The organism is Aeromonas sp. FL131 (assembly GCF_049860615.1).
GTDB lineage: Bacteria > Pseudomonadota > Gammaproteobacteria > Enterobacterales > Aeromonadaceae > Aeromonas > Aeromonas hydrophila.
On the sequence record NZ_CP187595.1, the window covers coordinates 2070109 to 2096127 of the forward strand.

Annotated in this window: 14 protein-coding genes; 12 read left to right on the forward strand and 2 right to left on the reverse strand. The window is 64.0% G+C overall.

Translation table 11 applies throughout. The features are described 5' to 3' along the window. Positions 1-18: 18 nt before the first annotated feature. Positions 19-1686 carry a methyl-accepting chemotaxis protein gene (locus tag ACPW75_RS09670; protein ID WP_045525109.1) on the reverse strand — a complete coding sequence of 556 codons (1668 nt, stop codon included), beginning with the start codon at positions 1684-1686 and terminating at the stop codon, positions 19-21. Between the two features lie 133 nt (positions 1687-1819). On the opposite strand from ACPW75_RS09670, the gene ACPW75_RS09675 reads away from it, so the two are divergent. From ACPW75_RS09675 to glpC, 4 genes are all read left to right on the forward strand, one after another. Beyond that, positions 1820-2275, forward strand: a complete 456-nt coding sequence (locus ACPW75_RS09675; RefSeq protein ID WP_077096607.1) for a YchJ family protein — start codon at positions 1820-1822, stop codon at positions 2273-2275. 192 nt (positions 2276-2467) lie between these two features. After that, a complete protein-coding gene (glpA, locus tag ACPW75_RS09680; protein ID WP_077096606.1) occupies positions 2468-4147 on the forward strand; it encodes an anaerobic glycerol-3-phosphate dehydrogenase subunit A in 1680 nt (559 codons plus the stop codon). Continuing rightward, positions 4137-5417, forward strand: coding sequence for a glycerol-3-phosphate dehydrogenase subunit GlpB (gene glpB, locus ACPW75_RS09685; protein ID WP_016350550.1), 1281 nt, complete (start codon positions 4137-4139; stop codon positions 5415-5417). Before glpA ends, glpB begins: the two co-directional genes overlap by 11 nt. A gap of 51 nt (positions 5418-5468) precedes the next feature. After that, the gene (gene glpC, locus ACPW75_RS09690) at positions 5469-6671 is read left to right on the forward strand and encodes an anaerobic glycerol-3-phosphate dehydrogenase subunit GlpC (protein WP_016350549.1); all 1203 of its coding nucleotides are present in this window, start codon (positions 5469-5471) and stop codon (positions 6669-6671) included. 87 nt (positions 6672-6758) lie between these two features. Here the strand turns inward: glpC and ACPW75_RS09695 are convergent, their stop codons facing one another. Then, positions 6759-17453 (reverse strand): retention module-containing protein, encoded by a 10695-nt coding sequence (locus tag ACPW75_RS09695; protein WP_252410689.1) that lies wholly within the window; start codon positions 17451-17453, stop codon positions 6759-6761. 224 nt (positions 17454-17677) lie between these two features. Here ACPW75_RS09695 and ACPW75_RS09700 point away from each other — a divergent pair, with 224 nt between their 5' ends. The 8 genes from ACPW75_RS09700 to nrfF all read left to right on the forward strand — a co-directional run bounded on the left by ACPW75_RS09700 (position 17678) and on the right by nrfF (position 25906). Then, on the forward strand, positions 17678-17893 hold the full coding sequence (locus ACPW75_RS09700; protein ID WP_077096826.1) for a hypothetical protein: 216 nt from the start codon (positions 17678-17680) through the stop codon (positions 17891-17893). Positions 17894-18169: 276 nt separating this feature from the next. Next, positions 18170-19615 carry an ammonia-forming nitrite reductase cytochrome c552 subunit gene (gene nrfA / locus ACPW75_RS09705; protein ID WP_077096828.1) on the forward strand — a complete coding sequence of 482 codons (1446 nt, stop codon included), beginning with the start codon at positions 18170-18172 and terminating at the stop codon, positions 19613-19615. A gap of 51 nt (positions 19616-19666) precedes the next feature. Beyond that, positions 19667-20281 (forward strand): cytochrome c nitrite reductase pentaheme subunit, encoded by a 615-nt coding sequence (gene nrfB, locus ACPW75_RS09710; protein ID WP_077096830.1) that lies wholly within the window; start codon positions 19667-19669, stop codon positions 20279-20281. Continuing rightward, positions 20278-20970, forward strand: coding sequence for a 4Fe-4S dicluster domain-containing protein (locus tag ACPW75_RS09715; RefSeq protein ID WP_077096832.1), 693 nt, complete (start codon positions 20278-20280; stop codon positions 20968-20970). Before nrfB ends, ACPW75_RS09715 begins: the two co-directional genes overlap by 4 nt. Before the next feature lie 87 nt (positions 20971-21057). After that, positions 21058-22011 (forward strand): cytochrome c nitrite reductase subunit NrfD, encoded by a 954-nt coding sequence (nrfD, locus tag ACPW75_RS09720; protein WP_077096834.1) that lies wholly within the window; start codon positions 21058-21060, stop codon positions 22009-22011. 162 nt (positions 22012-22173) lie between these two features. Then, entirely contained in the window at positions 22174-24135 is a 1962-nt protein-coding gene (gene nrfE, locus ACPW75_RS09725) for a heme lyase NrfEFG subunit NrfE (RefSeq protein WP_077096836.1), read from the forward strand. Then, a complete protein-coding gene (locus ACPW75_RS09730) occupies positions 24132-24719 on the forward strand; it encodes a DsbE family thiol:disulfide interchange protein (RefSeq protein WP_077096838.1) in 588 nt (195 codons plus the stop codon). The genes nrfE and ACPW75_RS09730 overlap by 4 nt, the downstream gene beginning before the upstream one ends. Then, complete coding sequence (nrfF, locus tag ACPW75_RS09735) at positions 24716-25906, forward strand: heme lyase NrfEFG subunit NrfF (protein WP_077096840.1); 1191 nt, start codon at positions 24716-24718, stop codon at positions 25904-25906. The genes ACPW75_RS09730 and nrfF overlap by 4 nt, the downstream gene beginning before the upstream one ends. Positions 25907-26019: the final 113 nt, after the last annotated feature.

The following is a 26019-nucleotide window of genomic DNA, read 5'->3' on the forward strand; positions in this document are numbered from 1 at the left end:
CCCCCTCTTGTCACCCCATCAGTAGCGGAACTGGGAGACCAGCTTGCGCAGTTTGTCGCCGGTGCTGGCGAGATCGCGGGTGGTGCTGTTGGACTCGACCGCCGCATCGGTCAGCTCGCTGACGATCTGCTGAATGGCCACCAGGTTCTTGTTGATCTCCTCGGAGACCGCGTGCTGCTCCTCGGCGGCGGTGGCTATCTGGATGTTCATGTCGTTGATGGTGCTGACCGCCATCACCATGCTGTCGAGGGAGGTGGCGATGTGGCTCGCCTCCTGCACCGTCTCCTGGCTGCGCTCTTCGCTTGCCTGCATCACGTCCACCGCCTGCTTCACCCCGCCCTGCAGGCGCTGCAGCATCTCGTTGATCTCCTTGGTGCTCTGCTGGGTGCGACCGGCGAGCGATCGGACTTCGTCCGCCACCACCGCAAAGCCGCGCCCCTGCTCGCCGGCCCGGGCCGCTTCGATGGCGGCGTTGAGCGCCAGCAGGTTGGTCTGCTCGGCAATGCCGCGAATGACCTCCACCACGGATCCTATCTTGGCGGTCTCCTGCGCCAGCTGCTCGATGACCCCGGAGGCGGTGTGCACCTCGCCCACCAGCCGGTTGATGCTGTTGATGGCGGTGCCCACCACGCCGCGAGCGGCATCGGATTCGCGCGCCGCGTCGCTGGTGGCGGTGGCCGCGTTGGAGGCGCTGGCCGCCACTTCCTGGGCGGTGGAGCTCATCTCGGTCACCGCGGTGACCACCTGATCGGTCTCCCGGCTGTGGCCATGCATCTGATGGTCATAGTGCTCGCTCAGGTGGTGCAGCTTCTCCACCGCGCTGAACAGATGATTGCTGGTCTCCCCCACCTGGCTCACCACCGACTGGATCCGCGTCACGAAGCGGTTGAAGGCGGTGGCCAGCTGACCAATCTCGTCATGGCTCTGCACCTTGAGGCGCTGGGTCAGATCCCCCTCCCCGTCGGCGATGTCGTTGAGAGCCGAGACCGCGTCCGCCAGCGGCCGGGTGACCCGGTTGCCTATCACCACGGTGGCGGCCAGGGTCACCCCCAGGATCACCAGGATCAGCAGCACGCTGCTCTGCAGCGAGTCGCGCATGTTGCTCTCGCGCTCGGTGCGCAGCACCGCCAGCTCGTTGTCGATGTCGTCGATGTAAAAGCCGGTGCCGATGACCCACTGGTACTTGTCGAGCACCAGGTTGAAGGAGAGTTTGGGCGCATCCCGGCCGATGGAGGGCTTGGCGGTCCAGTACTCGGAGAAGCCATCCCCCTGGCGCGCCGCCTTGACGATCTCCTGGATCAGCAGCTTGCCCTTGGCATCCTTGTCCTGCCAGCGGTTCTTGCCTTCCATCTCGGGGCGGGTGGGCAGCAGTATGGTATTGCCCTGAAAGTCGTAGACAAAGAAGTAGCCGTCACTGCTGTAGCGCAGCGGCCGCAGCAGCTCGGTCACCTGCTTGCGCACCGCCGGGCTGTCTGGCTGGTTGTAGACGGCATCGATGGCGGTCTTGGCCAGCATCAGGTAGCTGCTGAGCAACGCCTTGCGCTCCTTGATGGCATTTTCTCGCGCCACCACCAGATCGGCTTCCAGGTCACTCTTTGAAATCATGTAGTTGCTGAGGTTGACCACCAGGGCCATCAGGAGCACGGGGACGGCTCCCAACAACAGAATTTTCTGCTTTAGCGTCATCTTTCACATCCTTGCAGCTATTTTTATGGGCGTTCCGTTCCTACCAGACCAGTATAGGATGCTGGTCGACGGGGACCCGCTTTCGCTACAATCCCCGCCCTCTATATATCTATCGACTCTGATGGCCAGACACATGAAAAAATGTCCTTGCGGTTCAACTCTTTCTCTCGAATTGTGCTGTGGATCACTGCATCGGGGCGCTACCGCCCAGACCCCGGAGCAGCTGATGCGCTCACGCTACAGCGCCTTCGTGCTGGGATTGGGGGAGTACCTGGTGCACAGCTGGCACCCCGACTATCTAGGGGATCTGACTGCGGAGCAGCTCGCCCAGACCGACACCCAATGGGATGGGCTCGAGATCATCGCCAGCCAGGGCGGCCCCGCTGACACCCTCGGTATGGTGGAGTTCAAGGCCTGGTTCATGGAAGGTGAGGAGCGCCACTGCCTGCATGAGCGCTCCCGCTTCGTGCGCCATCAGGGGCGCTGGGTCTACACCGATGGCGAGCAGGATCCGGCGCCGCTGCGGGTGGGTCGCAACGACCCCTGCCCCTGCGGCAGCGGCAAGAAGTTCAAGAAGTGCTGCGGCTGAGCGCAGTGACTCGTGTCGACAGAGGGGGCCCAGCGCCCCCTCTACTGTTGCTGGAGTGTGACAACAATCACGATTTGCTCATTAACACCCCTTATCTTGAGCGTTTGCGAACATTAACTTGGCCCATATCAAACATTTTCGCCCAGAGACAGGCCACACTGGCACCATCTGGAAGAGATGAGACGGGCAAGAATGAAAAGAATAACCACACAAGTCGTCATCATAGGGGGTGGCGCCACCGGAGCCGGCATCATGCGCGATTGCGCACTGCGCGGCATCGACTGCATCCTGCTTGAGCGGGACGATATCGCCGCTGGCACCACGGGCCGCAACCACGGCCTGCTCCACTCCGGCGCCCGCTATGCGGTGACGGATCAGGAGTCCGCCCGCGAGTGCATTCAGGAGAACCGCATCCTCAAGCGGATCGCCAGCCACTGCGTCGAGGACACCGGCGGCCTCTTCATTACCCTGCCGGAAGATGACATCAATTTTCAAAATACCTTCATGGACGCCTGTGCCCTGGCGGGCATCGACGCCCGCCAGCTGGATCCCGCCGATGCGCTGCGCCTCGAACCCAACGTCAACCCGGCGCTGATCGGCGCCATCCAGGTGCCGGACGGCACGGTCGATCCGTTCCGCCTGGCCGCCTCCAACGTGCTGGATGCCAAGGAGCACGGCGCCCGCATCTTCACCCACAGCAAGGTGCTGGGGCTTTTGCGCACCCAGGATCGGGTGCTCGGGGTCAAGGCGATCAACACCCGCACCGGTGAAGCGTTCGAGGTGGAGTGCCAGGAGGTGATCAACGCCGCCGGCATCTGGGGCCAGCAGATCTGCGAGTACGCCGATCTCGGCATCCGCATGTTCCCGGCCAAGGGCTCCCTGCTCATCATGGATTACCGCATCAACCAGCTGGTGCTCAACCGCGCCCGCAAACCGGCGGACGCGGACATCCTGGTGCCGGGCGATACCATCTCCCTCATCGGCACCACCTCGAGCCGCATCGATTACCACAAGATTGACCAGCTCACCGTCGAGCCTGAAGAGGTGGAGGTGCTGCTGCGCGAGGGGATCAAGCTCGCCCCCATCATGGCCCGCACCCGTTTGCTGCGCGCCTACGCTGGCGTGCGCCCGCTGGTGGCGGTGGATGGTGACGAGTCCGGCCGCAACATCAGCCGTGGCATAGTGCTGCTGGATCACGCCGAACGTGACGGCCTCAAGGGATTCAACACCATCACCGGCGGCAAACTGATGACCTACCGGCTGATGGCCGAATGGGCCACCGATCTGCTGGCCAAGAAGCTGGGCAACAGCAAGCCCTGCCGCACCGCTGAACTGAGCCTGCCCGGCTCACGGGATCCGGAGAAGGTCTCCGCCCCCGGCCTCTCGGTGCCAGCCGAAGGCTCGGCCCAGTACCGCCACGGCGAGCGGGTCATCGCCTTTTTCCGCGACAATCCCAAGGCCAACGCCCTCATCTGCGAGTGCGAGATGGTCACCGCCGGCGAGATTGAATACGCCCTGCGCGAGCTGGATGTGGACAACCTGGTGGATCTGCGCCGCCGCACCCGTCTGGGCATGGGCCCCTGTCAGGGGGAGCTGTGCGCCTATCGCGCCGCCGGTCTGATGCAGGAGTACGGCAAGGCCGACGGCCGTCAGGCCTGCGTCATGCTGCGCCAGTTCCTGGAAGAACGCTACAAGGGCACCCGGCCAGTGCTGTGGGGCGATGCCCTGCGCGAAGCCGAATTTACCTACTGGATCTACGAGGGGCTGTTCGGCCTTGGCGAGTGGACGGCCCCCCACCTGGTGGCCGAGCCGCCCTTCCCGCTCGATGCCAGCACCGCAAATCCCACCAAGGAGCGCAGCCATGAAATTTGACAGCATCGTTATCGGCGGCGGCATGGCGGGCCTCTCGGCGGCCCTGCGCCTGGCCGAGGCCGGCCAGAAAACCCTGCTGATGGCCTCCGGCCAGAGCGCCCTGCACTTCTCCTCCGGCTCGGTCGATCTGCTGGAGAGCGAAGGGGATCCCCGCGCCGCCCTGCCCGCCTTCATGGCCGCCAACCCCGAGCATCCCTACAACAAGGTGGGGCTGACCCATATCGCGGCGAGCCTCGATGATCTGCAGCGCCACTGCGCCGCGCAGGGATTGCCGCTGTTTCGCCAGGAGCGCAACCACCAGCGGCTGACCCCCATCGGTACCCTCAAAGCCACCTGGCTCTCCCCCGACACCTGCGCCTGCGTGACCGATGCGCCAGCCCCCGACGCCATCCTGCTGGCCACTCTGGAGGGATTTCGCGACTTTCACCCCGAGCTCGCGGCCGCCAACCTGGCGACCCACACCCGCTTCGCCCACTGCCGCATCCTGACCGGTGAGCTCCGCCTGCCCCAGCTGGCCGAGTTCAGCCGCAATCCCCACGAGTTTCGCTCCGCCGACATCGCCCGCCTGTTCGACAAGCAGGGCAATGGCCAGCGTGACCTGCTGACGGATCTGGCCCGCGAGATCAGCCGCCTGGTGCAGGAGAGCGGTGAGCCGCGCTGCCACCACCTGGTGCTGCCCGCCTGCTTGTCGCTGGGGCTGGTCGGCCCGCGCCTGGCGGAGCTGGAGCAGCGTACCGGCTGCATCATCAAGGAGGTGGCCACCATGCCGCCGTCACTGATCGGCATGCGGATGCAGGAGGCGCTCAAGCGCCGCTTCATGGCCCTTGGCGGTACTTTCCTCACCAGCGAGCGGGTGCTGGGCGCCCGCTATGACGGTGACCGAGTGATTGGCGTGCACAGCCAGAATGGCGACGATCAGCTGTTCGAGGCGGACCACTTCGTGCTCGCCTCCGGCAGCTTCTTCAGCCGCGGGCTGGAGTCCCGCCTGCGCGGCATTCGCGAGCCGATCTTCAACGCCGATGTGCTGAGCCTGCCCGAGCGGGACGCCTGGGCCGGCCGCCGCCTGTTCGACCACCACCCCTTCATGGGCTTCGGGGTCAAGACCGATGACAAGCTCAGAGTGCTGCGTGGCGGCAAGCCGCTCACCAACCTCTACGGCGCCGGCAGCGTGCTGGCGCACTATGACCCCATTAAAGAAGGTTCCGGCTCCGGCGTGGCAGTTGCCACCGGCTGGCAGGCTGCCGGTCACATTTTGAGTTCAGCCCAATGATGATTTTGTCCCACATCCCGTGCCTTCACACCCAACGGGAGGAGAACTGACATGCTACTGGATCATGCCAACCAAACTTTCGATCAGTGCATCAAATGCACCGTCTGTACCGCCTACTGCCCGGTGGCCAAGGCCAACCCGGCCTACCCCGGCCCCAAGCAGGCAGGCCCGGATGGGGAGCGGCTGCGCATCAAGAGCCCGGAGCTCTTTGACAGCGCCCTCAAGTACTGCACCAACTGCAAGCGCTGCGAAGTGGCCTGCCCGAGCGGGGTGCGCATCGGCGACATCATCGCCAAGGCCAAGCACCAGTACAGCGGCTTCAAGCCGGGGATCCGCGAGTTCGTGCTCTCCCACACCGATCTGATGGGCAGCATGTCCACCCTGATGGCCCCGGTGGTCAACTTCACCACCGGCCTCAAGCCGATGAAGCTGGTGCTGGACAAGGCGCTGGGGGTCTCCTCCCACCGCGACCTGCCCAAATACTCCCAGGGCACCTTCCGCGGCTGGTACAAGAAGCAGAAAGCGAGTCAGGCCCGCTTCGAGCGCCAGATCGCCTACTTCCACGGCTGCTACGTCAACTACAACCACCCGCAGCTCGGCAAGGAGCTGGTGCAGGTACTCAACGCCATGAACATCGGCGTCCAGCTGCTGGAGCGGGAGAAGTGCTGCGGCGTGCCGCTGATTGCCAACGGCTTCATGGACAAGGCCAAGCAGCAGGCGGCCTTCAACATCAAGCAGCTGGAGAACACCCTGCTTGGCAACGAGATGCCGCTGCTGGCCACCTCCTCCACCTGCGGCTTCACCCTGCGCGACGAATATCCCCACCTGCTGGAGCAGGACAACCACAAGGTGCGCGATCGCATCTCGCTGGTGACCCGCTTCCTGTGGAACGAGTTCTACAAGGGCAACAAACCGGCGATGAAGCCGCTCAATCTGCACATCGCCTACCACACCCCCTGCCACATGGAGAAGATGGGGGGCGTCATCTACACCCTCGAACTGCTGCGCGCCATTCCCGGGGTCAAGGTGACCGTGCTGGACTCCCAGTGCTGCGGCATCGCCGGCACCTACGGCTTCAAGTCGGAGAACTACCAGACCAGTCAGGCCATCGGCGAAGGGCTGTTTGATCAGATAAACCGGCTCAAGCCCGATCTGGTCATCACCGACTGCGAAACCTGCAAATGGCAGATCGAGATGAGCACGCCCTTCCCTTGTGAACACCCCATCCACCTGCTGGCCAAAGCCTTGGCGTGAGATGAGCACCTCCATATCCGCTTGCGAGCAAGCACCAGATAGAAAAAGAGCCGGCTATTGCCGGCTCTTTTTATTCAGATCCTCCCATCAAGGGTGCTGGATGATCAGGCTGTGCTGATCCAGCATGCTCTGCAGGATGTCGTGGGACGAGGTACCGCCAAGCTGCCAGCTGCTCAAGTCCACCCCCTTCAGGGTGATTTGCTGGGTCACCTGGCCATCCCCTGCCGGCGACACCGAGAGGTTCACGTCGCTCAGGCCGTTGCTCACGCTGGTCACTGACGCCTGCAAGTGGCCCAGCAAGCCATCCACGCTGCTGTCGGTCACTCCCTTGAGCAGGTCCGCCAGATCGATCCTGTCCCCCTCTTCCGGATGGAAGTCGGTGATGGTGTCGATGGCGGGCTGGCTCGCGTTCCCCGCATCCCCCTGCTGCCAGACGAAGAGATCACTGCCGGCGCCGCCGGTGAGGATATCGTCGCCCTTGCCACCCAGCAGGCGATCATCCCCCGCGCTGCCAAACAGCCAATCCCCCTGATCCGACCCCAGCAGCGTATGACCGGCCTGGGTATGGATGGTCACGGTATCGAGGGGGGAGCTGATGGTGGCCCCCCCTGCGCTCGACTCGGCACTCAGCCCCAGCACATGGTCTCCCGCCGTCAGACCATCCAGGTAGAGCGGCAGCGAGTGGCCACCCGGAATAAGCCAGTCACCGTTGCCGTCGGCATGGCCGACCGGCAGCCCCTGCTCATCCAGCACCTGGGCTCCCGCCAGGCCGCTGATGCGCAGCGACAGCTCGCCCGGTGCCGGGTTCACCACGCTGGCGGTCAGATTGAGGGGCACCATGGCACCCTGCAGGGCATGGACCTCGTGCATCCCCACCGCCAGGCTCGGCAGATCCGGTTCAGCCGTCACCGTGATGGTCACCTGGTCGGTGTCGCTCAAGGGTCCGCCCACGCCGCTGTTGCCCTGATCCGAGGTGGTGATGGTGAGGTTGTCCTCGCCCCAGAAATCCTTGGCCGGTTCATAGTGCAGGTTGCCGGCCAGCAGCTGGTTGAGGTCGGCCAGCGATCCCACCAGGGTCATCTCGTTGCTGCCCGCCCCCTGTACCGAGACCGCGCCCGCCGCCCCCAGCAGGGTCAGCACCCCGTGCTCGACCCGCAGCACCATGGCCATGGGCGCACTGCCGGCATCCACATCCTTCACGCTGATGTCGGATAGCGACAGAGAGCCATCCTCTTTCACCGTCATGCTGCCGGGCAGCTGATTGACCGGCGCATCGTTGACCGGCAGCACCTCGATGGGCACCACGTCGGTGTCGCTCAAGGGGCCGCCGCTGCCGGTGTTGCCACGATCATTGGTCACCATGGTGAGCTGATCCTGGCCGTTGAAGTCCTGCTCACCCAGATAGGTCACGCCGCCCGCCAGCAATGCATTGATGGCATCGAGCGAGCCGCTCAGCACCAGCGAGCCCGTACCGTTGCCGGTCAGGGTCACCCCGCTGCCATCCGCCAGAGTGAGGGTGCCGTGGCCAACAGAGAGACGCACCTCGATGGTGCTGTTGCCCGCATCCACATCCTTGACCTGCAGGCCATCAATGCGGTAAGGCATATCCTCTTCGGCCACCAGCGGCACCGTGGGCAGAATATTCTCGGGCGCGTCGTTGACCGCCGCTATGGTGACATCGATGTCGCCCTTCACCTCGGGTCCCAGCGCGCCGTTGTCCAGGCTCTGGGCGATCACCTCGAGTGTGAGGGTGCCATTGACGTCGTTGGTCACCAGCACCAGGTTTGCCAGGTTGCCACCCACCGTGGTCACCTGCCAGTCGCCGTTCGGCAGTCTGATGGCCTCACCGGCCACCCCGTCAGGCAGGGCGATGGAGGCCCCTTCCGGCACGTTGCGGAGGGTCACCCGCACCTGCTCGGCGCCATTTTCATGTACGTTGCTAGCGCTCCCGCCGGTAGCATGGGTATCGCGAGTTTCCAGTCCCAGATTGAGCAGGATCCTGTCGCCCTCCACCCCGCTGGCATTGGGCAGCAGATCGCTGATGAGCGCATCCCCCACCGGATTGACGGTCACGGTGAAGCTGCCGCTGGTTTCAAGCGGCAGCACCAGCCCCCGGTCGAGGGTAAAGGCACTGAGTGACAGATCCACGCTGCCGCTGAAATCGGCCGGCGGGATCAGGGTCAGCTTGGCAAAATCGGTGCCCACGGGGACCTGCCAGACACCACCACCGTTGTTCACGGCAGGGACCGAGAGGGTAAAACCATCCGGTACCCCCTTGATCTGCAGCGCCACTATCTGCTCGGAGCCATCCTTGTCGATGAGGGCGGCACCAAAGCCAGCCAGGCTGATGGCGCCATCCTCGTCGCCAGCGACATCGTGCAGCGTGAGCACAGCCGGGTCGTTGACCGGTCTCACCTCAAAGCCGACCTGCCCGCTCCAGCTGCCGCTGTCGGTCACCAGCTGGCCGCCGACCAGCGCGGTATCGACGACATCGACCTGGATGTCGAGCGGCACCTGACCGCTGAAATGCGCCTTGGGCACAAACACCAGATCCTTGAGGGCCGCCATGTCGCTCACGATCAGGGTGTTGACCGGCTGGCCGCTGTCATCGAGGAAATAGCCATATTTTACATCCGCCGTGATGGTGACCCGCTCCACGGTTTCGAGGCCGCCACCCGTGATGGAGGGGCTGATGTCGGCCAGTTTCACCGAGAGATCGAGGTGGATCTCGCTGTCTTCCAGATTGTCCGGCTGCCCGTCATGGTTGGTGTCCAGCACGGTCAGCGTCAGCTCCGGGTGGCCGTCAGCGCCGCCGTTCACATCGACCACGGGGGCCACATCGACCCGTACCGTGCTGCTGTCGACCTTGATGTCGCCACTGGCGGTATCCGTGTTGACCACCTTCACCTCGATATCGAGCGAACCGGCAAAGTCCTGCGGCAAACCGAGGGTCAGCCCTTCGAGGCCCGCCAGTGACGGCGGCACCTTGATGACGTACTCACCGGTCGAGATGTTGTACTCGGCCCCGCTGATGGTGACGCCCGCCGGCAACCCCTTGAGGACGATGGTCACCTCGTCGCTGGCCTGATCGGCGGCGCCTATGTGGATCACGCCCTTGAGCTGGGCGCCGAAATCGACCCGGATATCCTCCTTGCCCACCAGCACGGCGTGGTCGTCGATATCGACAGTCGCCGCCGGCTCCTTGTTGGTCGTCGGCGTCGCCTCGAAGGTCGCCTCCGTGGTGAGGCTCACCTTGACATGGGCACTGGCATCGCCATCGTCGCCACGGTCGATCACCATGGCATCGATGCGGAGCGGTTCGACCTTGCCGACAAACCCGTCCGGCGCATGCAGCTGGAAGCTGCCGAGGTTGCCGGCCGGTACGATCCAGCTGCCATCACCGTTGTTGATGCCGCCGATCACCACGAACTGATCCCCTGCGCCACCGTTCAACACCGGCAGGTTGATCACCAGATAGTCGATCTCCTCCACGCTGGAGGGGTCGAGATCGGTAAAGAGGAAACGTCCTGCCAGATCGATATCGGCCCCCCCCTGCCCCACGAGTGCCCCGCCGGTCTGGGTCAGCACGCCATCGGGCTCCACCACCGCCTGAATATCGACGTGCAGATTGCCGTCGATCACCTTCTCGGCCACCGCACCCGAATCCACATCATGCTGGGTCACGGTGACGTGGCTCTGGAGAGTGGTATCCCGATCGCTATCCTCCGGCGCCTTCACCAGCAGTTGCCCCCCGTTGAGCAGGCTGTCGAGCTGGGCGGCGGTCAGAGTGAGCTTGCCATCCAGCACGGTCAGCGGGCTCTCCACGCCGCCGGCGCGCAGCCAGATCTGGTAACCATCTTCCACCCCGGAGAGGCTCAGCGCCGTGACCTTTTCGGCGCCATCGGTGAGGGTTGGCTGCCAGTCCAGCACGGTAAACGCATCTTCCAGACCCTGGCTGGTCTTGGCGTAGTCGGTGGCATCGATGGCCGGATCCACCTTGATGGTAAGCGGCACGTCGAAGCGCTTGCTGTCGCCGTCGTTTTCGGTCACCACCACGTGGCCGATGAGGTGAATGTCGGCGGTGCTGTTGGCCGGCGGCTGGATCTGCAGGTTGCCAAGGCTGGAGACATCCACCTGATAGAGGGGGTTGCCCTTGCCGTCGAGCCCGGCATAAGTGAGGGTCAACGCCTTGCCGCTGGCATCAAATACCCGGGCCCCTTCCGGCAGCCCTTCCAGCACCAGGTTCAAGGTTTCCGAATGATCCAGCGGTGTGTCGGTCCACTCCCCGGAAGTCAGTTTGAAGTCCAGCGGGGCCCGGCCATCCTCCTGAACCGTGGTGGTGTAGCCATTGCCATCGGCGGTCCAGCCGGAGGTATTGAGGTCGAAATGGGGCTCGTCTACCACCCCCACCAGATCCACATGCAGGGTCTGGGCGCCGGTCTCCTTCTCGTTCACCACGACATGGGTCTGACCATTGGCATCGGTCAGGGCGGCGCTGTCCTTGACCACCCCCTTGATGGTCAGATCGAAATCGACGTTGCTGTTTTTGGGCGGCTGCAACTTGAGCTCATTGATGCGATCAAAGGGCACCTCGTAATACCCGGCAGCATGCTGACTGACGGCAACGCCGCCCAGCAGCAGCGTTGCCCCGACGGGCAGGCCGCTGATGCGCACAAAGAGCTGCTCGGAGCCATCGCTGGTGTCACCCAGGTGGGCCAGGCCAATCTTGCTGCCCAGATCCAGCAAGGTATCCTCTTTGCCCTGAATGTCGCGCACGGTGAGTTTGGCGTCATCCGCCTGCGGATTGACGTTGATCACCAGCTCAATCTTCTCTCCCTGCGCCGTTCCCTGCCCCGGAGCTACCGGGGTCTTCTCCGTGCTGATCGGGGTCACCGACAGCTTGATGTCGCCGCTGAAATCCTTGGCCGGAACCACGCTCACCTTGTTGATGTTGGCGGCCGAGACGCTGTAAAGCCCGCTGCCGTTTGGCTTGAGTTCAGCCCCGTTGAGCATCAGCGTGCCCTTGCCCGCCTCCCACTTGACCTGGTAACTCAGGGTCTCGGAGCCATCCGTATCGGTGAGGCCCGCCTTCACATTGAGGGCAATGCCGCTGCTGTCTTCGCTGGTGTCGTAGTGCTTGCTGGTGTGACCTGCGTCCCACACCGGCTTGTCGGCCACCCCGCGTACCGTGATGGCAAGATCGCCGGTGACCGCCGCAGGGACATCCCCCTCGGTCACCCCCACCTGCAACTGCACCTGGAAGTGCAGCGGCTGGCCCTGGTTGCTCCAGGTAGACCAGTTGGCATCCGGCACAAAGGTCACCCCCTGGGCGCTATAGTGCACGTTATCGCTGGTCACCATGGCCGCGGGCGGGACGATAAACCAGTTGCCATCTGCGGTGGTGGCAAGGGCAACCCCGTTGTAATAGAAGGTGCCATGGGCATTGGCCGGCGCCTGGACAAGGAGCTGCTCCACATGCTCGCCCCGGTCGAAATCGCCGATATCGAGCTGCATGTTGATGGGGATGCCGGCGGCCGGATCCTGCGCCCCCTGATCTTCGTTGCCGGTTGCCGCAACGACTGTGAAGCTCACCGGCTCGTCCCACAGATGAAGGGTCAGCGTGCTGTCGGCCCGGTCACCGTCGCCATCCACCAGATGGGCGGTGATGACCTGACTCAGCTGGGCATTGTCGTGATCAAAGCCGGGTGCCGACGTGAAACGGTAGCTGCCATCGGCCGAGATGGTGAGAGAGCCCATCACCTGCTTGCCATCCGGGCTCATCACATCCTGAATGAGGGAGCCATTGACGGCATAAGTCTGACCATTGATGGTGACCGACTCGACCCGGGCGCCATCAGCCCCTTCGTTGGCGGCTGGCAGCAGATCGCCGCTGACGGTGGCGCTCCCCTCGTTCAGGGTATGCGCCAGCACGGTGCCAATGGGCATGTCATCTTGCACCGTCACGGTCACGCTGACATTGGGGCTGCGATCGCCATCGTGATCGGTGACAAACAGCGGCACCACGATGGCAAGATCATCTCTACCCTGCACGCCATGATCGAGCTGCCCCACCAGATAGACGCTGTAGCTGCCGCTGACATCGAGGTGGATCCAGAACACTGCCTTGCCACCCTCTGCCGTGGCCAGATACCAGTTCGGGCTGTGGGCGGCCAGCGTCACTGCCTGACCGTTGGAGGTCAGCTGGTTGGCCTGATTGAAGGCCGCCACGTCGAGCTCAAGGGAGGCAACCCGATCCGAACCGGCGCTGATGGTCACTTTGCCGCTGGCGGTTTCACCCCGATCGGAGGGCATGGTGCCCGGATGCTGGTCGGCAGCGCCATCGAGAGCAGACTCTTTCACTGCAACCGCGTCGATGGCAGAGATGACGGGATCCACGCCATCCGTCACCCTGATGGTGGTCGCGCCCTGGCTCTGGCTGCCATCGCTGTCGGTGACCTGCACCGGCAGTGTCAGCTCAAGCTGGTCATCGGCGCCGTGATCCAGGTTGGTATGCACCGTTACCTGGTAATCGATGGTCGCGCTGGTATGAGCACCGATAGTCCCCGGCACCTGCCCCAGAGTCACCGTCATCACCATCAGGCCGCCGGCCGTGACCGCCTGGAAACTGTGGCTATCGCTGCCCACCGCCTGCCAGGTCAAGGCCTCGCCATTGTGGGTGATGGGGTTGCCGTTGGCATCCACTACCTGGCCCGCAAAGGCCAGACGCACATCGATCACGGGGTCGGAATCGGCGGTGATGGTGATCGTGCCGGTGGCATGCTGGTCATCCGCAGTCTGGTTGTTGGCGGCCCCATCAAAGCGCCCTTCGCCGAGGGTCACGCCGGTCAGCGTCAGCGTCGGTTTCTCTCCTTCACCAATCTGGATAGCGAGGGTGCCGCTGGTGCTGTCGTTGTTGCCGCCCGCCTTGTCGTAGTCGTTGACGATCACCTTGATGGGCAACTCGGTCACGGCGTTGGCGCCCTGATGGAGCCCCTGATAGAGGGTCACCTGATAGTCAAAACCGTTCTTGCCCGCCTGATCCAGCGTGCCGACCAGCCGTACCTCAAACACCTCGACCCGTTGGCCATCGACCAACACAAAGCCCTTGAGCAGCTGGCTGCCGGGAATGGCGCTGTTGCCATCAACCAGCTCGTATTGCACGGGTTTACCCAATGCGGTCAGCGCAGGTTGTTCGTTAGCATCCGCAAAGGCCACCTCGACGACCCGATCCGACCCGGCTTGCACGTCAAAGTGACCGGTTTGGCTCAGGCTGTTGTTGCCGGTGAGCCCCCCTTCATCCAGGGTCACGCCAGTGCCCGGTATAAAGCTCGGCGCCTTGCCATCCGCGATGGTGAGCGGCAGCGTGGTACCGATGCGATCGCCATCCTTGTCGGCCAGGGTGACCGCCAGCGGCAGGTTGAGGGATTCGCTCCCTTGATGATCCAGCTCACCCGTCAGGGTCACCCTGGCGGTCACGCTCCAGTTGCCGCTTTGCTCGATCAGGCTCAGCTCGGCGCGCAGGATCTCGCGACCATCTGCCGTGGTGCCGACCAGCTGGCCGTTGCCATCGAGGGAGAAGCTGAGCAGGCTGCCGTGACTGGTGAGTCCGGTCAGGGTGCTCTGGATGGTGGCGATGTCAAAACCGAGGGAGGCAGGGTCGAGGGCATCGCTGCCGTGGGTCACCGCGAAGCTCATGGTGCTGACCGCGGCCGCCTCCCCTTGCGCCATCTCGGTGATGGCGGTGCCGGTCACGGCGGAGATGGTCGGGTTGGCGCCATCACCAACCGCCACGGTAATGGTGGAGGAGACCTTGTCGCCATCGCTGTCGAGCAGGGTAAAGCCCGCCTTGAGCAGGCTGTCGGCACTGCCCTGATCCAGCGGTTGATGGAGGGTAAAGCCGTATTTGCCGCCACTCCCCAGAGTCAGGGTAAAGACCAGCTGGCCATCGGGAGTACGCCCCTCGATGAGGTGATCGGCCACCGTGATCGTCACGCTCTGCTGGCCCGAGCTGAGCCCCTGCAGGCCCGGCTGGCTGACATCAAACGCGATGCTCACCAGCGGGTCGCTGCCCGCGGTGATGGCAAGCTCGCCGCCAAGGGTTTGGCCAAGCTGCCAGTCGTTGTCTTCGGTGAGGGTCAGGGAAACAGGGTCAACCTGCGGCAAGACGCCATCGATGATGGTGATGTTGAGGGTGCCGAGGTTGCTCTGGTCCCCGTCAAAATCGCGGCCCACCACCTGCAGGCCCAGCTTGATGCTGTCGGTGGCCACCGGCTGATCCAGCACGCCGTTGAGCTCAAGATGGTACTTGCCATCGAGATCCAGGGTGACGGTCAGGATGCCCTTGCCCTCTGCGTCCAGCAGGGTGAGGAGATTGCCGTTCACCTGATAGCTGGTCGGCTTGCCGCCGCTGGTGAGGCCCGCTAGGGCCGGCTGACTCGCCTCAAAATTGAGAGAGACCAGGCGATCGCTGCCCACCGTGACCGGCAGCTGACCATCGATGCTCTGGTTGCCCCCCTCTTGCAGCGAACCCCCCTTGTCCAGACCGAGCGAAGGATCACTGCCGTCGTCGATGGTCAGAGTCAGGTTGGCGCTGGTGGTGTCGCCATCAATCTCGTTGGCGCTCACCTGCAACCCCAGCGAGAGGCTGTCGCTGCCCTGATGATCGAGCGGACCGGTGAGGGTGACCACCACCCGGCCGCCCACATCGCTGCCCTGCTGTTCGGCCAGCAGCTGGGCACGCAACACCTCAACCCGCTGACCATTGCTGCCCGGGTAGTAGCCCAGCAGGGTGCGATCATCGGCAAATTCAAAGGCAAGCGAATGGCCATCGCTGGCCAGGCCCGAGCCATTGAGGGTCGCCAGGGTGTCGCTCTGGTTGCTGAACACCAGCGAGTCGGCCAGCAGGGGATCGGCGGTGTGGCCAACCACGAAGCGGCTTTCCCCGATCACGGCGGCGCCGTTGATAAAGTCATCCTCGGTGAGGGTGATGGCCGGGATCTCGAAGCTCGGCGGATTGCTGTCCAGCAGATTGATCACCAGCGGCGCTGTCACCAGATCACCGTCGCTGTCGCGATATTCGAGGTTGAACGGCAGACGCAGGCTATCCTGGCCGTGATCCAGGCTCTGACTCCAGACGATGCGATAGCTGCCGTCATTGCCAAGGGTCAGGGTGAAAACAGTCGCCCCACCGGCAGTGGCGGTCAGGGTCTGGCCATTCACGGAGTAGCCAAGCGGCGCGCCCTGGCTGACGAGCTCCAGCCCTGCCAATGCACTCTGATCGGCGGCGAAGGTGACCTGCAGATTGCCATCGATGCCGGCACCGGTATTGAGGCTGCCGGTCGCCGTGACCGGCCCATCGGCCAGTCCGGCTTCGGACAGCGGGAGCGTCTCGCTCTGGCCGATCAGCGGTGCCCCATCCAAGGCCGAATTGCCCGCCAGATCGGTGACGCTGGCGCGCACCTCAAAAGATTGCGTGATGCCAGAGAGATTGAGACCTGATACCTGCCAGCGGCCATCGGCCCCCACCAGTGCAAAGGTAGTGAGCAGCGCCTGCCCGTTGCTGCCAACCAGGGTGATGGTCACGCTCTGACCCGCTTCCACATTGGCGGTGGTGCCGCTCAGGGTGGCATTGCCGTTGCCAAAAAGAGCTGCCGCGTCGAGATCATCGATGTCGATGGCGGCCTGGGTATCGACCTCAATGGTGAGGATGTCGCTGGCCCGGTTGCCGGCGATATCCACCGAATCGACCCGAAAATCATGGGCCCCGTCTGCCAGCGTATCGGGCAGCTGATATTGCCAGTTGCCGTTGCCATCGACGGTGAGAGTGGCGAGCACCTTGCCGCCAAGAGACAGGGTAACGGTGGCGCCGGGCTCCCCTTTGCCCTGCAGCAGCGGGGTATTGTCGCGGGTCAGATCATCGCTCGGGCTGGCACCGGTGTCGCTCTCATCGGCCAGATCGAGGGTGATGGTGGTGATGGTATCGAGCAGGGTCTGGCCCAGATCGCTGGCCCGGTTGCTGGCGGCATCCTGGGTATCGGCCTGAATGATGAGGGGGCCGTCCACCAGCTTGCCGGTGAGGTCGCCAAAGTTGGCCTCCCAGACCAGGCCGGGCTGCACCACAGTAGTGACGGTGAGCCGGTTGCCATCCTGATCCAGCAGGGTAACGGTCACCGGCTGGCCGACTTCCACATCCTCCACGGTGCCGCGGATGATGACGCCGGTCGCCTCGTCGGCGTTGATGATGTTGTCGCTGGTCTGCGGCTCGGTGATGGTGATGGCGGCAAACAGATCCCGCTCGCCTTCCAGCAACGGCTCGTCGCCCCGGGGCATATCGGCGTGATCCGTATCGAAGCCGGCCTCGGCCAGGGTGGCGTCATTGGTGCGATCGACCACCACGAAGCCCCCGGAACTGGAACCGGCCACGCCGCCAATCGTGCCGCCCGCCGCCGGGTTGCCGGCGGCGCTCGCCTCGAACTGGGCTGTGGGGTCGGTGCCTGCGCGGATCGCTGCCTGCAGGGCGGCCAGCTCGCTGTCGCCACCGCTTGTCGGCTCGACTGGCTGCGCGGTGGACGACGCCACCTCGACCGCAGCCTCCTCCTGATGAGCGAGCTCGACGGTGTCGGCCAGCTGGTAGCTGCCTTCCTCGCCGCTCAGGATCCGGTCGCCCGGTTGCAACAAGACGCCGGCCCTGGCGCGCACTACGGTGCCATCGTCATGAATGACAAAGACGGTTCCCTCCAGTTGAGTCATGACGGTGGGTTTTTCGATACGCAGCTCGGCCATACAACCTCCAGCAAATATTGAGCGGGCCCGGTGCCAAATCGGGTCATTTTGTGAGCGCTTATTTTATCGACATATCACTGGTGGATCCCCCCATAATTTCGACAGAAAATGTGCCATCCAGACCATTCCATACGCTTTTTTGCACGTAAAACGTTTCCCTTGCGAGACAAGATTCCATATGAAGATGATCAGACAGGATCCCTTCCTGCGCGGACGGATCCAGTATGGCAAAAGGTGACGCAGACGCCGTAGTCCCCCTGATTGAATCCGGCAATCAGGGGATCATCATGGCTCCCTTCCCTGATCTGAATAATGCATATCTATTCACAGAAAATTTTCTATCCCTAAATGAATACAGCTCGCGCCATTTGACGCACATTCCCTTGCGGGACGCGGGCTGGCGGGCCATGGCCGCCAGGGTGCGTGGTGCACCGCATTAACAATGATGCAATAAGTTGAGTTTCCTCATAATTTAACCGGGATCTCATTTCCGCTTGTTGCCTGCTTCGACAATTGATCTAGCGCAATCCCGCTCCCGATAAATCATCATTCGTTTTACCCATTTGGTAATATCCAGCTCGAGCAATCGCATAAATACATGGGTTTTATTCACTAATAACAATTAATCGGCCTGCCTGCTCCTGCCTTGTGCGGGGGCTGATGCCCACATCCAGGATGGAACGGTCAGGCTTGGCAATGAGATCGATTTGGGAGTGATGATCGTGAGTTCACACAACAGACAGACCAGGCTGGGCCTCGCCGCCCTGCTGCTTACCACCTGCCTTGGCACCAGCGGCTGGGCACAGGCGGCCGACGAGGCACAACCCAAGGGCAAGATCGAGGCGCGCAGCGAGCTGTTCGCCAAGGATCACGCCGACCAGTTCACCAGCTGGAAAGGCACCAGCGAGAGCCGCGAGCGCACCGACGCCCTGGCGGAAGATCCGCAGATGGTGGTGCTCTGGGCCGGCTACCCCTTCTCCAAGGATTACAACAAGCCGCGCGGCCACTTCTATGCCCTGACCGACGTGCGGGAAACCCTGCGTACCGGCGCCCCCAAGACCGCCGAAGACGGTCCGCTGCCCATGGCCTGCTGGAGCTGCAAAGGCCCGGACGTGGCTCGCGTCATCGACGAGAAGGGTGAGGATGGCTACTTCAAGGGGATGTGGGCAAAAGGCGGCCCCGAGATCGTCAACACCATCGGCTGCGCCGACTGCCACGATACCGCCTCGAAAGAGTTCAAGGAGGGCAAACCCGCCCTGCACCTCTCCCGTCCCTATGCCGACCGTGCCATGACTGCCATCGGCAAGCCGTTCAAAGAGCAGGGGCGCTTCGATCAGCAGTCTCAGGTGTGCGGCCAGTGCCACGTGGAGTACTACTTCAGCGGCCCCACCAAGGCGGTGAAATTCCCCTGGGACAAGGGCACCACTGTTGAGCAGATGGAGCAGTATTACGATGAAATAGGCTTTGCCGACTGGACCCATGCCCTCTCCAAGACCCCCATGCTCAAAGCCCAGCATCCCGAGTACGAGACCTGGCGCGCCGGCATTCACGGCCAGAACAATGTCGCCTGCGTCGACTGCCACATGCCCAAGGTGCAGAACGAGCAAGGCAAGGTCTACACCGATCACAAGGTAGGCAACCCCTTCGATCGCTTCGACCAGACCTGCCGCAACTGCCACACCCAGAGCAAGGAGATGCTGCAAGGGGTGGTCAAGCAGCGCAAGGATGCCGTCACCGAGATCAAGCTCAAAGTCGAGAAGCAACTGGTGCACGCCCACTTTGAAGCCAAGGCCGCCTGGGATGCCGGCGCCACCGAGGCCGAAATGAAGGACATTCTGCAGGACATCCGTCACGCCCAATGGCGCTGGGACTTCTCCATCGCCTCCCACGGGGTGCAGATGCACGCCCCGGAAGTGGCGCTGCGCATGCTGGGAACCGCTCTGGACAAGGCCGCCGATGCCCGCACCAAGCTGGCACGTCTGCTGGCCGCCAAGGGGATCAGCCACGAGATCGCCATTCCTGACATCTCCAGCAAGGAGAAGGCCCAGGCCGCTCTTGGCATGGACATGAAGCAGTTCAACAGCGACAAGGCCCAGTTCCTCAAGACCACAGTCCCCGCCTGGGATGCCGAGGCCAAAGCGGCCGGACGGCTCGCACAATGACGAGGCATGCGGGCCCGCAGTGTCGGGCCCGCAGCCGGATGGAGGCTTCCTATGGGTGATTTAACAATGGATTTCTTACGACTGATGCTGATGGCAGCCATGCTGCTGACCAGCCTGCAGGGCCAGGCCGCCGATGCGGCCAATGAGCCTGCGGCCCTCCCCGCCACACCTGTCTCTGCCACACACGAGGTGGAGTTTTTGCGCAATCCCGATGCCGCCTGTACCGACTGCCACAAGGAGCAGGCATACGGCATGCACGGCAAGCACGGTCAGGCGACCAACCCCAACAACCTGGCGCCGGTCACCTGTACCAACTGCCATGGTCAGCCCTCCCCCAAACACCGGGAAGGGGTCAAGGATGTGATGCGCTTTAGCGACAGCTTCAAGGACAAGCAGAGCACCGAGAGCTACCCCATCGCCGAGCAGAACGGGGTCTGCATGAGCTGTCACGAACCCAAACCGCTGCGCGAGGCGCTCTGGGCCCACGACGTGCACGCCACCAAGCTCACCTGCACCAGCTGCCACCAGCTGCACCCGGCCAAAGAGCCCATGGTGGCGATCCCGGAAAAGTCCCGCATCAAGCTCTGCGTCGACTGCCACAGCAAGCAGCATGAGGCCGTCAAGGCGGCCAAGGCGAACACCACCTCGGGCAAGGAGGCACAATGAGCTGCTCTCGCCGTCACTTCATGGCGGGGATGAGCGCGGGGGCCCTCATCATGATGACGGGGGCTGCTCGTGCCAACACCCGCTCCCTTGCCACCACCCTCGCCCACAGCCAGACCATCGACGGGGTACGCTTTGGCATGCTCCACGACGAAACGGCCTGCATCGGCTGTACCGCCTGCATGGATGCCTGCCGGGAGGTGAATCAGGTGCCAGAGGGGGTCTCGCGCCTCGAGATCATCCGCTCCGGCCCCATCGGCACCTTCCCCGATGCCGAGTACCACTTCTTTCGCAAGTCCTGCCAGCACTGCGACAACGCCCCCTGCGTACACGTCTGCCCGACCGGTGCCTCCCATATCCGCAAGGAGGATGGCATCGTCGACGTGGACCCGGACTTGTGCGTCGGCTGCATGTACTGTCTGGCCGCCTGCCCCTATCAGGTGCGCTTCATCAACCCTGTGACCAAGGTGGCCGACAAGTGCGACTTTTGCCGCAAGACCAACCTGGCGGCGGGCAAGGAGCCGGCCTGCGTGGAATCCTGCCCCACCAAGGCGCTGGTGTTCGGCAATCTGGATGACCCGGACAGCCCCATCGCCAAACGGCTGGTGAAGGAGACCACCTATCGCTACAAGCAGGCACTCGGCACCTCGCCCAAGATGTACCGCGTGCCCAAAGGGGAGATAAAGTCATGACGATGCAAGAGGCGTTTCACTTCCCTTCCTTCGTGTGGGGATTTGTCCGATCGCCATCTACCGCAGTAACAGAAGGAGGAATGGATCATGTTGCATGACGCATTTCACTTCTCCTCGCTGGTGTGGGACTGGCCCATCGCCATCTATCTCTTTCTGCTCGGCATCTCCGCCGGGGCCACTACCCTCTCGGTGCTGCTGCGCCGCAAGGGGGCCGGCAGCGAGAGCGGCATCATCAAGGCGACCGCCATTCTGGCGCCGGTGAGCGTGGTGCTGGGGTTACTGATCCTCATCTTCCACCTGGCCCGCCCCTGGACCTTCTGGAAGCTGATGTTCCACTACCAGTTCGACTCCGTGATGTCGATGGGGGTCATGCTGTTCCAGGTCTACATGGCGGTGCTGTTCGCCTGGCTGGCGGTGGTGTTTCGCTTCGAGATCGAGACATTGCGCCGTCACCTGCTGCAAGAGAAGTTCGCCTTTGTGGATAATCTCATCGCTTGGCTTGCCCGCATCGAGCGGCTGCTGGCGCCGCTCTTGCTGCTGCTCGCCGTGCTCTTGGGGGCCTACACCGGCTTTCTGCTGTCGGCGCTCAAGACCTATCCGCTGTTGAACAACCCGGTGCTACCGGTGCTGTTCCTCATCTCCGGCGTCAGCTCCGGCATCGCCTCCACCATCTTGCTGGCGGTCACCCTGTTCAAGGAGAACCATCACAGCCAGGGAGTGAGCTTTGTCCACCGCTTCGAGCGGCCGGTGCTGGCGGTGGAGGTGTTGCTGCTGGTCTGCTTCTTTACCGGCCTCTACTTCGGTGGCGGCCAGAAGGAGGCTGCCATGTGGGCCGCCATTGGCAGCGGCTTCTGGGCTCAGGTGTTCTGGCTCGGGGTGGTGGGCATCGGCATGCTGCTGCCCCAGTTGCTGGCTCTGCTGGCCCCCGCGCCGCTGCGGGCCAAAAACGGCTATCTGGTGCTGGTCTGCAGCCTGACCCTGGTGGGGATCCTGCTGCTGCGCTACTTCGTGCTCTATGCCGGCCAGATGACGGTAGTTTAAAGGTATGATCACCAGCGCCAGCCACCCTCGGGTGACTGGCGCTTATTTGTTGCGATGAGTTGTTGCGATTGATTGTTGCCAGAAATGTGGATGTTATCCCCCAGCGCCGGTACGGTGCAGACGCTGCGGCATAACATAGACGAATGATTGACTGGAGGTTGTGTGCTGGCGGAGCTCGGCTATCTCTCACTGTTGCTGGCGACCGGGCTCGCCCTGCTGCAAGGCACCCTGCCCTGGCTGGGATTGCGGCTCGCCTCACGCCTGCTGCTGGGCTGCGCAACACCGCTGGCCCTCCTGGTCGCGCTCCTGCTCGGGGCCGCTCTGCTGCTGCTCGCCAGCTGTTTTGGCCAGGATGACTTCACCCTGGTCTATGTGGCCCAGCACGCCAACAGCGCCCTGCCGCTGGGCTTCAAGCTGGCGGCCGTGTGGGGCGGCCACGAGGGCTCCATGCTGTTCTTCGTCTTTGCGCTGGGGCTGTGGGGCGCCCTGGTGGCCCTTTGCTCCAGGCGGGTCGATCCGCTCATCCGCACCCGGGTATTGGCCATCATGGGGCTGATCGTCGGGCTGTTCGGCCTCTATACCCTGATCTTCTCCAGCCCGTTTGACCGCCAGTTCCCGGGGCCGCTGGAGGGACGCGATCTCAACCCCATGCTGCAGGACATCGGCCTCATCATTCACCCGCCCCTGCTCTATCTCGGTTATGTCGGCTTTTCGGTCAACTTCGCCTTCGCCATGGCAGCGCTCCACTCGGGTCGGCTCGATGGCGCCGTGGCCCACTGGAGCCGCCCCTGGGCGCTCGGCTCCTGGGTGTTTCTCACCGCCGGCATCGTGCTGGGCTCCTGGTGGGCCTATTACGAGCTCGGCTGGGGCGGCTGGTGGTTCTGGGATCCGGTGGAAAATGCCTCTCTCTTACCCTGGCTGCTCGGTACCGCCCTGCTGCACGCCCTGGTGGTGTGCGAGAAGCGCGGCGCTTACGGCCACGCCGTGCTGCTGCTCTCCATCTTCACCTTTTCGCTGAGCCTGCTCGGCACCTTCGTGGTGCGCTCCGGGGTGCTCACCTCGGTGCACGCCTTTGCGGTCGACCCCAGCCGCGGCCTCACCCTCTTGTTGCTGCTCGGCTTGCTATTGACCTGCGCCCTCACCCTGTTTGCCCTGCGGGCGGACATTCGCGCCCCCTATGCCCGCTTTGGCCTGCTGTCAAAAGAGGGGCTGCTCGGCGCCGCCATCCTACTGCTCAGCGTGGCCTGCGCCAGCGTGCTGCTCGGCACCTTCTACCCCATGGTGTTCCAGTCGCTCCATCTGGGCTCGCTCTCGGTGGGCGCCCCCTATTTCAATACCATCTTCGTGCCGCTGGCCCTCTGCCTGATGGCGCTGATGACCCAGCTGCCGCGCCTGCGCTGGCAGCATCTGGCAGCCCAGCGCCGCATCAAGGTGCTGCTCCCATGCCTGTTCGGCCTGCTGGGGGGCGCCTTGCTGAGCCTCGCCTATCCCGAGCCGCTGCGGGGCGGTTGGCTCGGGCTTGCGGCCAACGTGCTGAGCCTCTGGCTGATGGCCAGCCTGCTGCTCCCGCTCTTGCAACCGACGTCGCGGCACGAGCTCACCCTCAATCGGTTCGGCAGCCTGCTGGCCCACCTCGGGGTGGCGGTGTGCGCCCTCGGCATTGCGCAGGTGAGTCACCACAGTCAGGAGGGGGGAGCGGTACTCGCCGCAGGCCAGCCCTATCGGCTCGGCGCCTTCGAGTTTCGCTATGAGGGGAGCGAGCCGATCATCGGCCCCAACTACACCGCCGAGCGCATCACTCTCAGCGTGCATAAGGACGGTAAAGAGGTGGCGCGGCTAACGCCGGAGCGGCGCCATTACAGCGTGCGCACCATGAACATGAACGAACCCGGCATCGCGTGGGGAGTGTTTGGCGATCTCTACGTGGTGCTTGGCGATAAGATGGGGCCCGGCGCCTATGCCATGCGGCTGCACTACAAGCCGCTGGTGCGCTGGATCTGGCTAGGTGGCCTGTTGATGATGGCGGGCGGTACCCTGCGCCTGCTCGCCCGCCGGCCGCTGCTGGCTAGCCATCCAGCCCCAGCTGCCGCCCCCTACCCTCGGCTTGAACAGGAGACCTTATGAACGCCCGTCTGCGCCTGTTCGTGCCGCTCGTGCTCACCCTGGGACTCGGTGCTCTGCTCTGGCTCGGCCTTGGCAACAACCCCTACAGCCAGGATGAGGCCGTCGCAGGGCGCACCCTGCCTGCCTGGCAGAGTGACGATCTGCTTGGCGGCGCCCCCATTCACACCGCGGCGCTCAAGGGGGAGCCCTTCGTGCTCAACGTCTGGGCCAGCTGGTGCCCCAACTGCCGCGCCGAGCATCCGCTGCTGGGTGAGCTGGCCAGCGCCGTGCCCCTCTACGGCCTCAACTACCGGGACAAGGGCGATGCCGCCCGCGCCTGGCTTATTCAGGCGGGCAACCCCTATCGCGCCGTGCTGGCCGACCCCGACGGCAGACTCGCACTGGAGCTTGGCGTCTATGGCACGCCGGAAACCTATCTCTTCGCCGGCGACGGTACCCTGCTGACCCGCCATACCGGCCTGCTCACCCGGGAGATCTGGCAACGCCAGTTTGCCCCCCTGCTTGCAAAGGCCCGCAGCAACACCGCCAGCCCGCCCGACGTGGAGAAAGAAGTGGGGAGACAAGTGCAGGAGAGCATGCCATGAGCCGCCTCGGCCACGCCCTGATCGCGCCGCTCTTGCTGGCCTTGAGCCTCGGGGCCCTTGCCAGCGGGGTCGACACCTATGAGTTTCGCCACCCCGAGCGGCAGACCCGCGCTCAGGAGCTGGCCCGCGCCCTGCGCTGTCCCCAGTGCCAGAACCAGAACCTGGTGGAGTCCAACTCCCCCATCGCCCGGGATCTGCGGCTCGAAGTCTATCGCTGGGTGGACGAGGGGCAGTCTGATGAGCAGGTGATCGCCCGCATGACGGAGCGCTTCGGTGACTTCGTGCGCTACGATCCCCCCTTCAAGCGCAGCACGGCGCTGCTGTGGGGCGGCCCCGCCCTCTTGCTGTTGCTGGCGCTCAACCGCCTGCGCAGGAGCCTGCATCGTCGGCAACCGGCGCGGGTGCCGCTTATCGGCGACAGAGCCGAGGGGATGCTCGCCCACGACCCCAGGGCCGAGCTGAACCGGCTGATCATGGCCGAGCAGCAGGCGGGGCTTGCCCCCCACAGCCGCCTCTACCGGGAGCTGGAGCTGGCCCGCCTCGCCAACGCCACCCCAACCGCCGAGCAAGCTCTGCGCGATCGGCTGGTAAGAGATCGCACCGCCCGTCCGCTGCCCTGGCTGCGTGCCTGGATACTGCTTGGAGCCCTGCTGCTGGCGCTGATGGTCGGTATTTATGCCGGCACCGGCCGCTATCAGGCGTGGCAGGCTTATCAGTCACGCCCCGATCCGCTGGCGGGATTGAGCCCGCGGGATCTGCAGGACAAGGAGCTGGGCGCCCTGCACCAGCGTCTGCAAGCCAACCCTGCCGATCTCGACGGCTGGGCGGCGCTCGGCCAGCTCTATCTCTATCGGGACGAGTACGCCAACGCCCTGCTCGCCTACCAGCGCCTCGCTCTGCAAGAAGGGGGGGCCAGCGCCGCGACCCAGGCCGCCCAGGCGACTGCGCTCTACTACCAGGCGGGCCAGCAGCTGACCCCGGAGGCGCAGCGCCTGCTGGGTAGCGCGCTCAAGCAGGACAAAGGTGAGGTGAGCGCCCTGATGCTGCTCGCCTCCGATCACTTCCTGCACGGCCGCTACTCCCAGGCCATCGCCCTCTGGCAGCAGTTGCTGGACGAGGAGCGCCCCCGCATCAACCGGACCGCGCTGATCGAGGCGATCCAGACCGCCCGCATGATGGGAGGCTGACCGCGCGCGTGACAGGGGCTGAATGCCCCTGTCACGTTGGGCCCGCACAAGCGCCGCCGGCAGGGAAATGACTTGCCAACCTCCCGTCGGCGGCCGAACATAGGCGTCCATTG